The organism is Streptomyces sp. HUAS ZL42 (assembly GCF_040782645.1).
GTDB lineage: Bacteria > Actinomycetota > Actinomycetes > Streptomycetales > Streptomycetaceae > Streptomyces.
Genome location: NZ_CP160403.1, coordinates 387311 through 401755, shown reverse-complemented (window position 1 = coordinate 401755; position 14445 = coordinate 387311). Strand labels below are relative to the sequence as shown.

The 14445-nt window shown below is 68.7% G+C and carries 10 protein-coding genes and 1 pseudogene; 4 read left to right on the top strand and 7 right to left on the bottom strand.

The genetic code is table 11. The features are described from left to right. Window positions 1–67: 67 nt before the first annotated feature. The 5 genes from ABZO29_RS01945 to ABZO29_RS01925 all read right to left on the bottom strand — a co-directional run bounded on the left by ABZO29_RS01945 (window position 68) and on the right by ABZO29_RS01925 (window position 5990). Window positions 68–2608, bottom strand: a complete 2541-nt coding sequence (locus ABZO29_RS01945; RefSeq protein ID WP_367318372.1) for a hypothetical protein — start codon at window positions 2606–2608, stop codon at window positions 68–70. After that, window positions 2608–3087 (bottom strand): hypothetical protein, encoded by a 480-nt coding sequence (locus tag ABZO29_RS01940; protein ID WP_367318371.1) that lies wholly within the window; start codon window positions 3085–3087, stop codon window positions 2608–2610. The genes ABZO29_RS01945 and ABZO29_RS01940 overlap by 1 nt, the downstream gene beginning before the upstream one ends. A gap of 465 nt (window positions 3088–3552) precedes the next feature. Continuing rightward, the gene (locus ABZO29_RS01935) at window positions 3553–4803 is read right to left on the bottom strand and encodes a patatin-like phospholipase family protein (RefSeq protein ID WP_367318370.1); all 1251 of its coding nucleotides are present in this window, start codon (window positions 4801–4803) and stop codon (window positions 3553–3555) included. Window positions 4804–5100: 297 nt separating this feature from the next. Next, window positions 5101–5703 carry a response regulator transcription factor gene (locus ABZO29_RS01930; protein WP_367318369.1) on the bottom strand — a complete coding sequence of 201 codons (603 nt, stop codon included), beginning with the start codon at window positions 5701–5703 and terminating at the stop codon, window positions 5101–5103. 35 nt (window positions 5704–5738) lie between these two features. Continuing rightward, window positions 5739–5990 carry a hypothetical protein gene (locus ABZO29_RS01925; protein ID WP_367318368.1) on the bottom strand — a complete coding sequence of 84 codons (252 nt, stop codon included), beginning with the start codon at window positions 5988–5990 and terminating at the stop codon, window positions 5739–5741. 174 nt (window positions 5991–6164) lie between these two features. On the opposite strand from ABZO29_RS01925, the gene ABZO29_RS01920 reads away from it, so the two are divergent. The 3 genes and pseudogenes from ABZO29_RS01920 to ABZO29_RS01910 all read left to right on the top strand — a co-directional run. After that, window positions 6165–6722, top strand: coding sequence for a hypothetical protein (locus ABZO29_RS01920; RefSeq protein WP_367318367.1), 558 nt, complete (start codon window positions 6165–6167; stop codon window positions 6720–6722). 500 nt (window positions 6723–7222) lie between these two features. After that, complete coding sequence (locus ABZO29_RS01915; protein WP_367318366.1) at window positions 7223–9280, top strand: SpoIIE family protein phosphatase; 2058 nt, start codon at window positions 7223–7225, stop codon at window positions 9278–9280. A gap of 319 nt (window positions 9281–9599) precedes the next feature. Next, window positions 9600–10020 (top strand): annotated as a pseudogene (locus ABZO29_RS01910) (YihY/virulence factor BrkB family protein); the annotation flags it as partial. A gap of 258 nt (window positions 10021–10278) precedes the next feature. Here ABZO29_RS01910 and ABZO29_RS01905 read toward each other — a convergent pair. Beyond that, window positions 10279–10737 carry an Rrf2 family transcriptional regulator gene (locus ABZO29_RS01905; protein WP_367318365.1) on the bottom strand — a complete coding sequence of 153 codons (459 nt, stop codon included), beginning with the start codon at window positions 10735–10737 and terminating at the stop codon, window positions 10279–10281. A gap of 103 nt (window positions 10738–10840) precedes the next feature. Continuing rightward, window positions 10841–12079 (bottom strand): TauD/TfdA family dioxygenase, encoded by a 1239-nt coding sequence (locus ABZO29_RS01900; RefSeq protein WP_367318364.1) that lies wholly within the window; start codon window positions 12077–12079, stop codon window positions 10841–10843. Between the two features lie 510 nt (window positions 12080–12589). On the opposite strand from ABZO29_RS01900, the gene ABZO29_RS01895 reads away from it, so the two are divergent. Next, window positions 12590–14383 carry a chitinase gene (locus ABZO29_RS01895; RefSeq protein ID WP_367318363.1) on the top strand — a complete coding sequence of 598 codons (1794 nt, stop codon included), beginning with the start codon at window positions 12590–12592 and terminating at the stop codon, window positions 14381–14383. Window positions 14384–14445: the final 62 nt, after the last annotated feature.

The window sequence follows — 14445 nt, the reverse complement described above, 5'->3', positions numbered from 1 at the left end:
GCGGCCGTGCGGCAGGGTGAGAAGGCGGTGTGCGCGGTGTGTGGGTGGTTGTGGATGGTGGAGGTGGCTATTCCAAGGTGTCCTGGAGGGCGTGGATGCGGGGCTTCCAGAGCCAGGATCCGGTGCCGTCAGGTAGATCGGACGCCAGGGCCAGCACGCGCCGGGCGTCGTGGGGACGGTCCGCGCCGACCAGGGCTCTGGCGTATTCGTACAGGTCGCGGGCCATCTCCTCGCGGTGGTCCGGGTCGCCGTCGAGGTCTTCGCCGAGGCGCTGCTCGAACAGGGAGATGGCCTGTGTCCAGTTCCGCCGGGCCAGCTCCGTCCTGGCTCGGGCGATGGTGATCAAGTCGTTCTTGGCGCGGTTGTCGGTGCGGGTGTAGTCACGTAGCCAGGTGTTGTCCTCGAGTGCTGCCAGTTGGGTCTCGGCCAAGGCCAAGTCGTCCGTCGCGACGGCGAGTTCCAGGCGGTGAAAGGTCAGGGTCATGATCCAGCGCTCGCCTTGGGCGTCAGGTCCCAGACCGCTGAAGTAGGCCTCGGCCTCGTCCAGGAAAGCCCGGTACGCGCCGTGTGACAGCTCGCCGAGGTGATACTCCAGGCGGCGCAGTGCGGACGTCGTGATGTAGCGGCCCTTGGTGTTGCCCCGGCGCTCGTCCACCTCGATGGAGCGATGGAACCATGAGCGTGCCGCTTCGGGGTTGCCGAGGAGGAACTCGAGGTAGGCGAAGTCGTAGTAGATCGCCGAGAGGTTGCCCGGCTCCTTGCCGCCAAAGCCGTCGGCCGAGACGAGGCGGCGCAGGATTTCGCCCGCTCGCTGCAGGTTGGCCGCGCCGCCCAGGCGGCGGATACGGGCCGATTCGGAGTGCGCCGCAACCAGGGCGAGCGCCTGCTGACGGTTGGGGGCTGCGTGTTCCCGCAGCAGCTCCTCGTCACCCAGCAGGGTCACGACCCGTTCGTGCAGGTCTTTGCCGTCGGTGCGGTAGCCGAGTGTGTCGCGAAGCTGGTCGTGCGCCTCGAGAGTGATGACGACCCGGGCGAGCCCGCGGGCCAGCTCGTCCCGCAGGTCCGGAGCGAGCGTCCAGGCGGCGATGTAGTCGGTGACCAGGCTCCCGAAACCGACCTCGGCGTGCCGTGCCTTCGCCTGGCCGAACGGCAGACCTCCGAGCAGGCCCACGAGCGGATCAAGGGCCTCGGGGACGCCCTCCTCGAGCGCGGCGACCAGATGCCTGGCCGTGTAGGTCAACGCGTAGACGTCCTCGCAGGACGCCCAGTCGTGGCCGTACAGACCGAGAAGGCTGCGTGCCAGTTGGAGGTGGTTCGCTGAGGGCTGCACGCTCCAATACTCATGCCTGGACGGGGTGGTGAGGAAGTCCGCCAGGCTCCCGTGGCAGAACCTGACCCGGTCGTGGTCGACGCGCAGGATCGGTCCGAGGTCCTCCAGGACGGCCGCAAGAAAGCCCTGAGAGTTCGCGGGGAACCCGAGGTACCGCGCCAAGCTCTGCGGTGGCAGCGGGGTGAAAGCGATCGCGAGCGTGGCCAGCAGGGGCTGGTAGTAAGCCTTCCAGCGGCTGTCTTCCGCCCTCTTGCCGGGGACACGGCGGCCCGAGGCCCGGCGTGCCTGACCGACCAGATACTCGTACAGATCGTCGAGGCCGTCGGGCAGGCTCTGCGGGTCGAGCAGGTCGGGGACAGTCTTGGCCCAGAGCGCGGCGTAGAGAAAGACGTTGTCGGCCTTGCGCGCCACCTCACGCTCGAGCCCGGGGCGTGCGGTGATCCCGGCCCGGGCGAGGACGGACGCGGCGTACTCGGCGATCTCGTCCTCGATCTGCCGGCGGTGCCCGTCCAGGCTGATCCGCGCGTACCGGTTCTGCTGGCGCAGGTAGAACTGCTTCAGCGGCAGTGGACGGGTCGTCACCACCACCCGCAGGTTCTCGGGCAGCTCCGCGCAATCGGTGAGCCAGTCGACGATCGAGTCCTCGCCGCCGCTCCAGCCGGTGGCCGCGCCGATCTCGTCCAGTCCGTCGATCAGCAGCACGATCGAGGCCGACCGATCGGCCGCGGCCAGCCGCGCCGCCGGCTCGATCAGCGCCTGCCTGGTCAGATCGGCCAGACTGGTCCGTGACAGGTCGTCGATCAGCTCCCCGATCCTGACCGCGATCACCTGCCCGGCTCGCGCGGCCGACTGCCTGATCTCGAAGGCCGTCCGGCGAAAGGACGACACGACCAGCCTGCCGATGTCAACGCCGATCAGGTCATCGGCCTGCTCGACCTCCATCGTCGCGCTCACGGCCAGGTCCAGATCCATCAACTCCGGGCGCAGCACTGCGATCTGATGACCCACGCGGACCAGGAACGCCCGCCCGTCTCCGGACGACAACGGCGCGATACTGTCGCGCCGGATGAAATAGCGGGGATTGATCCCAGGCTCCCGCGCCAGGGACGCGAGAAACGTAGTCTTCCCGGTTCCCGCGACCCCTTCGAGCACGATGAACCGGATACGCGGCGCGTCCACGAGATCCTTGACCTGGGCCAGGAGCCAGTCGCGCTGGACAAGATCGCCGGTGAGGTGCTCGTCCAGAAGATCCTCGAAGAGCAGCTCGTCGCCTTGCATCACTCGAGCGAGTCGATCTGAACGCCGACCACCGGCCCGCCCGCGGACTTGCCCTTGACCTGCGCATCAATGCTCGCCGACGACCGCACCTCACCCAGCCGGACCCCTACGGCGCCGTCCCTGAGCTTGTCGACCTCGACGACAGCCCTGATCCGATACTTCGACGGCGCCCGCCTCTCACCCGCAAAGTCGATCTGCCGGTCATGGAGATGCTCAAGCAACGTCCGCGCCCGGTCCATCGCCGCCAGCGCGTCCGCGTCGTCCCTCACCTCATCGGCCGGCCGCGCAACCACCCCACTCAGCGTCCCTTGTAGCTCCGCAAGCTCGTCCCGCTGTTCCGGCGACGGCTCCCGCACCACCGGGAAGTTCCTGTCCTCATGCCGACGATCCAACAGATGTCCGACTCGATCGAGGAGGAACGAGGCAACGACCGGTATCCCCGCAAGCGAGATGGCGGCCAGCGTAATAGGCTCAGGCATGCACCACTGATATCGAAGAATCCCTCACCCTGTGAGGGCTTTACGAGATCTCCATTGCCAGTCCGCCCCGTCCGGGCATCGTTGACGATCCGCAGCAGCCGTTCTCCCTCGTCGTCATCGACCTCGCCTACACGCACTCGGTCCGCCAGCCGACAGGGTTGCGGAGACGGGCCGACAGGCACAGCACCCAGACAGCCCGTCACGTCACCAAAGGGCAAACGTTCGCTGCTGCGGCAAACAGTCAGGTCGGGTTCTTGGAGACCTGTTCTACGCCTTGGTCAAGGCCCGCGGCCACATCCCCGAACCGGTCTCCGAGGTCGCGCGGGCCTGCGGCCGTAAGCAGCAGCAGGACCTGGCCCGTCTGCGCCGAACGCGACGACCTGCGCTCTCAGGCCCGGCTCCTGGCCCGGGTTCGTCCAGGTCCTGGAGCCGGCTCGTATCAGGGAACGGGGACGTATCGGTGCCTCACTGGTACCACAGACCGTTGCCTTTCGAGGCGCGAGCGAGGATGTGCTCGGCGTCGCGCCGGCCCTTGTCGATGGCGGCGTCGATGAATTCGGGCTCGAAGAGCACATAGCTGAGAAGTTCGCCCCGGCTCACGGCGGGTCCGATGAGCGCGCGGAGCAGCCACAGATCGGGGTGGCGCAGGGCGCGTGCGCCGGCGAAGCCGGTGGCGAGGACTTCGTCAGCGATCTGCCCGAGCTCGTCAAAGGGCCCCGGAGCCGGGCCGGCGAAGAAGTGTTCGATGATGCGGTACGGTCGGTCGGCGCTGCTCTTCGCGTCGGGATCCGCCTTCACCAGCTTGTTCGTCTTGGAGAGCTGGCGCAGATCTTCGATCATGCGGTCGACCAGGGCGCCGTTGAGTAGCTGGGCGCAGGTGTCCTGGACGAGCGGGGCAGGGCCTGCCTCCGGGCCGGCTGGGCGGGCCTCGTATTTCTCGGGGTCGGTGGCGATGACCACGATCTTGTCCGCGCCGAGCTCGATGGCAGGTTTGATGGGCGCGTTGAGCCGTACCCCGCCGTCCATGTACCAGCCGGTGATCTGGCGCCGGCTCTGTTTGAGGAGCGTGGGCGGGAACACCACGGGGATGGACGCCGAAGCCACGACGTGTTCGGGGCTCAGCCCGTCCTCCACGTCCACGTAGTCCACGTCCCGCTCGGCATCCCTCGCGAGTTTCAGCGGAGTGGGACTCTCGATGAAGATCTCCGTAAGCCCGGTCCGGCACGCGGTCGTCACCAGTGCCAGGGCCCTCACGCGCCGCTTGCGGATGTTGTCGTGCAGCCAAGACCAGTTCAGCCTTCGCTCGATGGTGCTGCGCAGGGGTGCGGTGTCCAGGATGCCGCCGTGCTCGCCGAACGGGAGATTGAGCAGGCCTGCGGTGTAGCCGAGGCCGGCGGCGCACAGGCTCCACGGAACCGACCGGAAAACATCGTTCCTGCTCACCGACCGCCAGGTCTCCAGGGCTTGCTCAGCTGCCTGCTCGGCGGGAAGGTGGGCCAGCGAGGCGAACAGCGCTGCATTGATCGCCCCGGCACTGGTGCCCACGTAAACGGTCGGCTTCTCGTTTCTCTTCTCGAGTGCCGGAAGCAGTCTCGAGAGGATGCCGGCTTCGTAGGCGCCACGCGCTCCCGCACCTGCCAGCACGAGGCCGACCGAACCATTGGCCTCTTGCCGTAGCGCATGCTGCCGGTCGGCATCGTGTTCCGCTGCTGCCATCGGTCATCTCCTGAACGGTCGGTGTTCTGGTCAGGACGGCGCCCCACCGGGACGGGTTTTCGGGAGGAAGGCGTCGTCGGCCCCACAAGGCAGCCCTCCTCGACCCGCGGTGGCGCTCCGGTACGGTCAGATCCACCCGAAGATCACGGGCGGACGCAATCTTCGTACCGAGCCCTGACTGGCTTTGCCCGGACAACCATCGGCAGCTCACCCGCTCAGGCGGTAAATCACACCGTCACGCGCGGCCGGAGAGAGGATGCGCCGGGCGCACGCATCGCGTGACGATGGGGGAAGGGCTCACTGCCAACGCAGGAACCGGAGCACCGCCTGCACCCGCCGGTGCTCGCGCTCGCCCTGCTCCAGGCCGAGCTTGGTGAAGACGCTTCGCACGTAGCCCTCGATCGTCTTGGGGCTCAGAACCAGTTCCTCGGACAACGCCGCGTTGGTCAGCCCCTGGGCCATCAGCGCGAGCACCTCTCGTTCGCGGTCGGTGAGTTCGGCGAACGCGTCACGTTCCCGGCGCCGACCGACCAGCCTGGACACGAGCTCGGCGTCGATCACGACCTCGCCACCGGCGACGCGCCGTACGTCCACCGCGAACGCACCGAGGTCGGACACCCGGTCCTTCAGCAGGTATCCGACAGCACCGTCGAACTCTTCCATGAGCCGCAACGCGTGATGCACCTCGACGTACTGCGACAACAGCATCAACCCGACCTGCGGCGCGAACGCGCGGATCTCGGCCGCGGCCTCTATGCCTTCGTCCGCGAAGCCCGGCGGCATCCGCAGGTCAGTGATGACCACGTCCGGTGGGTCGCGGCGCACGAGACCGACCAGCTCCGCACTGCTTCGGGCTTGAGCCACCGCGTCGAAGCCCTCCTCGGTAAGGATGCGAGCCATCCCCTCACGGAAGAGGACAGCGTCGTCGGCGACGATCACCCGCACGGCAGCACCGCCCTGACCCGCGTCCCGCCGCCGGTGGTGCTGTCGACCCGGAGCCGACCACCGAGGGCCGCGAGTCGATCCGCCAGCCCCTGCAGGCCTCTGCGCGGCCTGGTCACCGTGGAGTACGAACTCCACGCGCAGCCGCCCGGCCGCTGGAGGCGCGCCAGGTCCGGGATGTCGGCGGCGGGCCCCCGGATCGAGACGAACGCCTGATCGTCGAGGACCGCTGGTACTGGTTCCATGCGAACGACGACGTCGAATACGACGAGTTCGAGCCGGAGGGCGCCGTCGCATACGACGAGTATCTGCCGACGACCCCGCACGTTTTCCGGCACCTGTTCGACCCGGATTCCCTGCTGGCGCTGTGCGACGTGGAGCAGGTGCGACCGGCGGTTCTGGGCGGACGGAGAGCGCGGATGGTGGTGGCGCTCCCGCGCCCGGAGCACCCGGCGCTGGCGTTCGCCTACTGGGGAGCAGGAGCCGACACCTACCGGCTGCACATCGACGAGTCGACCGGCCTGGTGCTGCGCGCCGAGGCTTCCTTCGCCGAGCACCTGTTCCAGGTGGACGAGGTGGTCCAGCTGGAGCTCGATCCAGAAGTGCCGCCCGCGTTCTTCGAGCCCGACCTGGACCCCAAGGATGTTCTCTACGGCAAGGGCGATGCCGGACCCGGCCTTCGCGTACCGCCTGCCCGTGCGGCCCGGTACGCCGTAGCGGCAGGGTTCGACCTCCTCCTGCCGCAGCCGCTGCCCTCTGGGGCATCACTGCGGGTCTGGCAACGGCCCGTCAGCCGCCGCGAGTTACGCGTCCAGGTCGACCTGCCCTCCGGCCGCCACGTCGAGCTGATCCAGTACGCGCGGCGCGACGCCTCCGGTCCCGTCTCCCTCCGGGGCAGGACCTGCCTCGACGTGGGCGGCACGGCCGACCCCAAGGAGAGCGGGAGCCTGTTGGCACTCCTTGCGCCCGTACGCTGAGGAGTTCCGGGTCCGGGACGGTCGGGCTTTTCCGGGGTCTGCACGCCAACGACCGCTCTGGTTGCCTTCAGGGGCCGGCTCGGGGCCTTGGTTGCGGCGGGTGGTGGTGTCGTGGTGGTCCTGCGGCTGCCGCGCACCGCGCCATCGGGTGAAGCACCAGCTGTGCAAGATGCCGCCGCCACGGATCGGCGCAGCGGTCCGGCCAAGTCATCCGAGGTCGGGTCTCCAGCGTCGACATGCCAGCCAGGGCTACGCCCGCACGCAGGGGCTCTCCCTGTCGGTGAGGGATCGGCTGCGGATGGGTTCGAGTGCCTGTCGGAGCGGGCCCACCGCCCTTCAGGTCCGCTCAGGTCCGCGCCCCTGTCCGTTCACACCGTGCTGCGGCACGGTCGGCGACCGCTTTGGACGCGGGTGTCACCGCTGGACACACCGGTTCATGCTGCACGTGCCGGTTCATAATGAAAGCAGCACCAACGTCGGGACTCGTGATGCCGGATCCCATGCGGGCAGGGAAGCCGATGGCCGCGGCCGGGCAGGCCGTGGCGTGGTGGAACGTGCTGCCCGTCGCTTTGATCGTCTTCGACGGCGGCGGACGGATCATGCAGTGGGCGAAGGCCGCCCCTGAACTGCTCGGTTACACGGCGGACGAGGTCGTCGGCCGTGACGGTACCGACCTCGTTCTCCCAGACAGCCGGCGGGAGGCCCGCGCCGTCCAGGAGGCCGTCTCTTCCGGACGCAGTGTCACCGGGCACATCCCGATGCGGCACAAGAACGGCTCGATTGTCGAGGTGGAAGTGTGGGCGTGCCCCGTCGCCGCACAGAGCGGGCAGGGGTGGGACGTGCTGATCCTTGCCGCCGACGTTCGCGCCGCGCGTCAGGTCCGTGAGGTTGGTGGCCTGCTGGACAGCCTCTTTGCCAGCTCGCCGGTCGGGTTGGCGATCTTCGACACCGAGCTACGGTTCCAGCACGTCAACCGCACCGTGGAGGCCATGAACGGGCTGCCCGGTTCGGCGCATGTCGGGAGGCAGCCGTCGGAGGTGCTGCCGGGGGTGAACAGCGAGCAGATGGAGGCGGTGATGCGCCGGGTACTGGCCACCGGCGACCCCGTTGTCAACTTCCGCCGCATAGGCCGCACCCCGGCAGACCCCGACCAGGACCGCGTCTGGTCCTGCTCCTATTTCCGCCTCGAAGACTCGGGCGGCAAACCGTTGGGGATCAGCGCCTCGATAATCGACATTACCGCGCAGCAGAAGAGCGAGCTGGAGGCCGCCACTGGCCGGCAGCGCCTGGAGCTGCTCAACGAGGCAACGCTGCGGGTCGGCACCACCCTCGACATGCTCCGTACCGGGCAGGAACTGGCCGACATCGCCGTACCGCGCCTTGCCGACATCGTCACCGTCGACGTCCTGGCCGACCTCACCGAAGATGCCGAGCCGATGATCAGTCTGTCCAGCGGCGCAGTCCTGCGCCGCCTCGGCAAGGCCTCCGCCTCCGGCCTTGCGGCCGCCGACATCCTTGCCCCAGTCGGCCAGACCCTGCACTTCCCTGCAAGCGCCCCGTACACGCAGGCCGTCATCGACCGTCGGCCTTTTCTCCTGCGTCGTATCGACGCCCGTGTCATCGCTCCCGCCGCGCGCTACACCGCCACTCCCGAACAGCTCCGTTCCCTGGGCGTGCACTCGATGATCATGGTTCCCCTGGCGGCCCGCGGTCTGGTCCTCGGCGTCGCCACCTTCCTGCGCGCGGGTGACCGGACGGCCTTTGACGCCGCAGACCTCGCGCTCGCAGGTGATCTCGCCGCTCACGCCGGCGTCTGCATCGACAACGCCCGGCTGTTTCACCGCGAACACGACACCGCGCTCACTTTGAAGCGCAGCATGCTTCCCGGCCGCCCGAAACCCCCGGCAGGCATCGAGATAGCCCACCGTTACCGGCCCGCCTCCGACGTCCACGAGGTCGGAGGGGACTGGTACGACGTCGCCACGCTCGCCCCCGGCAGGGGCGCCATCGTCATCGGTGACGTCATGGGCCACGGCATCCAAGCCGCAGCGATCATGGGACAGATGCGCACCACCGTGCGCGCCTTCACTCACCTCGACCTGCCTCCCGACCAGCTCCTGCACCACCTCGACTCCGCGCTGCAGGAACTCGACAGCCCCCTGCTGGCCACCTGCCTGTACAGCGTCTGCGACGCCGTGGCCCATCGCTGCCACCTCGGCCGCGCAGGCCACCCCCCACCTGCCCTCGTGACCCCCGACGGCACCGCCCGCCTGCTCGATCTGCCACCCGGCGCCCCCCTGGGCATCGGCGGCATCTCCTACGACACCACCGAGATCACCCTCGATCCCGGCAGCATCCTCGTCCTGTACACCGACGGCCTTGTCGAAACCCGCGCAACCGACCTGGACCAGCGGCTGAACGAGCTGACCCGCCTCCTCACCGACACTCACCACGACCTCGACCAGCTGTGCGACAACCTCATGGACCACCTCGCGCCAACGCCCGCCGAGGACGACATCACCATCCTCGCCGCCCGCATCGGCACCCCCACGCCCTGACAGGCTCGAGGTGTACTTGAGTGATCGCAGTCGAGACGCCGCTGCCCCGACCGCCCTCAGTGATTCCTGATGCGGTCTGTCAAGCCGCGCGAGCGCCGGGTGGGGTGAGCTCGTAGCGCCGCCCGTCGCGTAGGAAGGCCCAGCTCACGGCCATGTGGTGCCTCCGCGCGGTGTGATGCTGATACCTCCCGACGGACGACCTCGCTGTCGATTCCCTACGGAGCGATCATTCGCAATTCCTAATTGGCAGCCGAGTCGTCGCGGGGCACCGGGCGGCCAATCACTGAGAGCTACAAGCGGCAGAGCTTTTTATGGGCCCAGCCCGAACGCGAAGCTACGCGGCTTCAGGTGGATCACCCCTGAAGCTTCCTGGAGCTGGTGATACGGATGATCGCCTCCGCGGGCTTCGCGGTCTACGTCGCCAACTTCGCTTCCTGCAACAAGACTCACGGCACCTTCGCCGGCGTGATCACTTTCTGGTATGGCTGTGGATCACCAACATCGCCATCCTGCTCGGCCTGGAGTTCGACGCCGAGACCGCACGCCAACGCGCCGTCGTCGGCGGACACCCGCCGCAGAAGGAGCCCTACGTCCTCTCCCGCGACACCAAGACGTGGGACCAGGAAGACCGCCGCCGCCTCGAAGGAACTGCGGCGTGTGCTCGCGGCACCAGCCGCGCTGGCCGGGAACCTGGAGCCATGAGAGTGCTCGCAAGTCTTGAAGCGGGCGACGGCGCCTGAGCACCCGCAAGGCGGCGTGGGACGTGCCGGTCGCGCGCCGTGTGCTGCCCGCGGTCGGGAGGCAGCCGAGTACACCAGGCCGCAGCATCCGGCCTGTGCGGTCGAGCGTTCCCATGGCCACCCCCCACGGATCCCTAGTTTTCCTACCTGGCTGATAGGGATCGTGCTCAGAAGGTGGCGTCCACCCCCAAAGGGGTAGTTCGCATAATGGACGGCGCCATCTCGCTCATTGGGATCTTCGGTCGACGGACCAGCGTGTCAGGGGTTTACCCAGGCGCTCGGGGCGTCGGTCAACGCGGATACATCGGCGGGCAGTTGGGCCGATGCGACGTCGGCGAGCGACACGCCCTCGAGGATCTCGCGCACGTTGGACCGCAATGCGATCCACAGGGGCAGCAGCGACTCGGCGGGGCCGGTGTAGGACAGCTCGGGTGGGCGGACGCCGCGTACCGAGACCAGGGGGCCGTCCACGGTGCGGATGACGTCGGCGATGCTGATGGACTCGGCGGGCTTGGCCAGCCGGTAGCCGCCGTTGCCGCCGCGCTGGCTGAGGACGAGACCGCCCCGGCGCATGTCGTTCAGGATGCTTTCGAGGAACTTGTGCGGGATGTCCTGGGCGTCGGCGATGGCCTCGGCTTTCAGTGGCGCGTCATCCCGTGACGCGGCGAGCTGCAGTGCGGCACGTACCGCGTAGTCCGCTCTGGCTGAGATCCGCATGCGTCCATTATCCCGTATGGCCTCGGCCGTCATCGGCTACGGGCAGACCGCCGGGCGGGAGCTGATACCCCTGCCCGGCGGCCGCGCGTGGCGGGTGCGGTGCTCAGGCCGCGGCCGGGGTGTAGTGGGCGGCGTCGTCTCCCTCGATGACGTGGCTGAGGCGGCCGTCGACACCGGCCGGGACGTCGCCCGCGACGGTCACCCGGTGCAGCAGGCGCGGCAGGTCGCCGTAGTCGTCGGGGGCGTAGTGCTGGGTGATGCGGTTGTCGAACAGGACGAGGTCGCCGGGCGTCCAGGCCACGCGCACGATGTTCTCGGGACGGGTGACGTACGACTGGAAGATGCGCAGCAGGTCGCGGGAGTCGGACGGGCCGAGGCCCAGGATGCTCTGGGCGAAGCCGCCGACGAACAACCCGCGCTCCCCGGTCTCGGGGTGGACGCGGACGACCGGGTGGGCGGTGCGGTACTTGCGGGAGACGAACCGCCTGCGGTGCTCGGCCGCCTTCTCGCTCTTCGGGGCGGCGTAGTCGTAGTCGTTGGTGTGCACGGCCCACAGCCTGTCCGCCAGCTCGCGCAGCGGCTCGGGCAGATCCCGGTACGCGGCGGCCGAGTTGGCGATGAGGGTGTTGCCGCCGTAGGGCGGGACCACGATGCCGCGCAGGGATCGGGAGCCGAGTACGTCGTCTGCGGCCACCGGTGCACCATCGAACTCCACGCTCCCGCCGGCCGCGGGCCGCTGGCCGAACGTGTCGGCGTCGCCGTCGATCCCCACGCCGTGACGGGCGGGATCGACGACGACGGCGAGTGGTTCGCCGGTGTCGGCCCGTACGGCACGCACGGCGAGCCGGTCGGCGACCAGGACCTCGGCGGCGTAACTCTGCCGGCCGTCGAGCGCATAGCCGCCGGCTGTCCTGGTCAGCGTCAGAGGCTGGCGGGCGAAACCACCGCCCCAGCACCACTGGTGCGCCGCGGACTGCCGCTCGATCTGAGCGGTGTGGGCGGGCTCGGTGAAGAACCGGACGCTCCACGACAGGAAGTGGTGACAGCTGAGCAGTTGACCGATCGCGCCGTCGGCTGCGGCGATCTCCCGGACGACGGCGTAGGCCGTGGGCCAGTCCGCGCCGCCTCCCCCGAGCTCGGCCGGTATGGGGAGCGTCAGCAGTCCCGCCTCGCGCAGCCGGGACACCTCGTCGAACGGGGCCTTGGCCGCCTGCTCCCTGGCCACCGCGTCCGTGGCCAGGTCGTCCGCCGTCTCGCGGGCCACGCGCAGCCAGTGCGGAGGGCCGGGCCCGGTCCGGTCGGATTCCGGGACGGGGCCGGACGGCGCAGTGGCAACGCCCATGGCAAGGGTCTCCTCAGGGTCGGCGGCAAGGTGCCTGGTTGTGGGCTGTCAGCCAGTTCAGGAAGGCGAGGGCTGCGTGGGTGCGTTGACGTGCGGAGTTGAACTGCTGTGGGGTGAGGAGGCGGTCGTTGTTGCGTCGGCGAAGCCGCCGGATCAGGTGCCAGATCGCTTACCAGTGCAGAACTTTGCGTTGTCTGGGGTCTGGCTGGGATGCGAGGAGGCCGGTGAGGAAGCGTTCGAGGCGGACCATGTAGTCGTCCCGCTCTGGCAACTGGCCTGGGTGCGGGTAGTCGGGATCGCTGCAGGTGGGACATGAGATATGCGCAGGTTGGCGGGTTGACCGACGCCGGGAGGGCCGCGCGCGAGCGCATCCGGCTGCAGGCCGCGGAACGCTTCGAGGGCGGGGAGAAGAACGCGGAGATCGCCGTCTCCGGAGGTCTTGACAACCGGATTGGTCTGGACCAAGTTGGCGCACCCCACCCTCCAATTCCCCCACTCCCGGAGGCACTTGTGGATCGCACCAGATCCGTCCTCGCCGTGCTCACCACCACGTTGCTGGCCGCATCAGGCATCACCGCGCTCTCGTCGGCAGCCCGCGCGGTCGATGCCGACCTGGCCCGCAACGGAGGCTTCGAGGCAGGCCTCGACGGCTGGACCTGCTCGGCCGGAGTCATCGTCAGTTCACCGGTTCATAGCGGCAGTTCGGCGCTTCAGGCGACCCCGGCCGGCAGTGACAACGCCCGGTGCGCCCAAACGGTGACCGTGAAGCCGGACTCCCAGTACACGCTGTCCGGATACGTCCGCGGCTCCTACGTCCATCTCGGTGCGACCGGCACCGGCACCACCGACGTGTCCGCCTGGACCCAGTCCGCCCCGGCCTGGCAGCAGCTGACGACCACCTTCCGTACCGGCCCGTCCACCACCAAGGTCACCATCTACACCCACGGCTGGTACGGCACCGGCGCTTACCACGCCGATGACATCTCGCTGACCGGTCCCGGTGTCGACGCGGGTCAGCCGCCCGCCGCTCCGACGGGCCTGAGGACCGGCACCGTCACCTCCTCCAGCGTCGCCCTGTCCTGGTCGGCGGTCACCGGAGCGACGGGCTACGCCGTCCATCGCGACGGAGCCAGGGTCCAGACGGTGAGCGGGACGTCGGCGACGGTCACCAACCTCGCGCCGTCGACGGCGTACGCCTTCCAGGTCACCGCCCTGAACGACGCCGGTGAGTCCGCGAAGTCTGCCGCGGTGACCGCGACCACCTCGGCGGGCTCCGGCGGCTCGGCCGACCTGCCCGCCCACGCCCTCGTCGGCTACCTCCACGCGAGCTTCGCCAACGGCTCCGGCTACACGCGCCTCGCCGACGTCCCCGACAGCTGGGACGTCATTGACCTGGCCTTCGGCGAGCCGACCTCGGTGACCTCCGGCGACATCCGCTTCAACCGCTGCCCGGTGACCGAGTGCCCGAACGTCGAGAGCGACTCAGACTTCAAGGCGGCGATCAGGGCGAAGCAGGCGGCCGGCAAGAAGGTGCTGATCTCCATCGGCGGCCAGAACGGCCAGGTGCAGCTGACCACGGCGGCAGCCCGCGACACTTTCGTCGCCTCCGTCTCGAAGATCATCGACCAGTACGGCCTCGACGGACTGGACATCGACTTCGAGGGCCACTCACTCTCCCTGAACGCCGACGACACGGACTTCAAGAACCCGAAGACGCCGGTGATCGTCAACCTGATCTCCGCCCTGAAGACTCTGAAGGCCAAGTACGGGTCGAAGTTCGTACTCACCATGGCACCGGAGACCTTCTTCGTCCAGCTCGGCCACCAGTACTACGGCACTGGAAAGTGGGGTGGCCAGGACCCGCGCGCGGGAGCGTATCTGCCCGTCATCCACGCGATGCGCGAGGATCTCACCCTGCTGCACGTCCAGGACTACAACTCGGGTCCGATCATGGGCCTCGACAGCCAGTACCACTCGATGGGCGGCGCCGACTTCCACATCGCGATGACCGACATGCTGCTGACCGGCTTCCCGGTCGCGGGCGACGCGAACAACGTCTTCCCGCCCCTGCGCCCCGACCAGGTGGCGATCGGCATGCCGGCCTCCACCAACGCGGGCAACGGCTACGTCAGCCCGTCCGAGGTCGCCAAGGCCCTGGACTGTCTGACGAAGAAGACCAACTGCGGCTCGTACGCCACCCATGGCACCTGGCCCGCCCTGCGGGGTCTGATGACGTGGTCGGTCAACTGGGACCGTTACGGGGGCTGGGAGTTCCAGCGGACGTTCGACGGCTACTTCGGCTGAGGAACATCGCGAGCCCCATCAGCAGCACCGCGCACCGGCACCAACTGGCCACCACGTCCAGT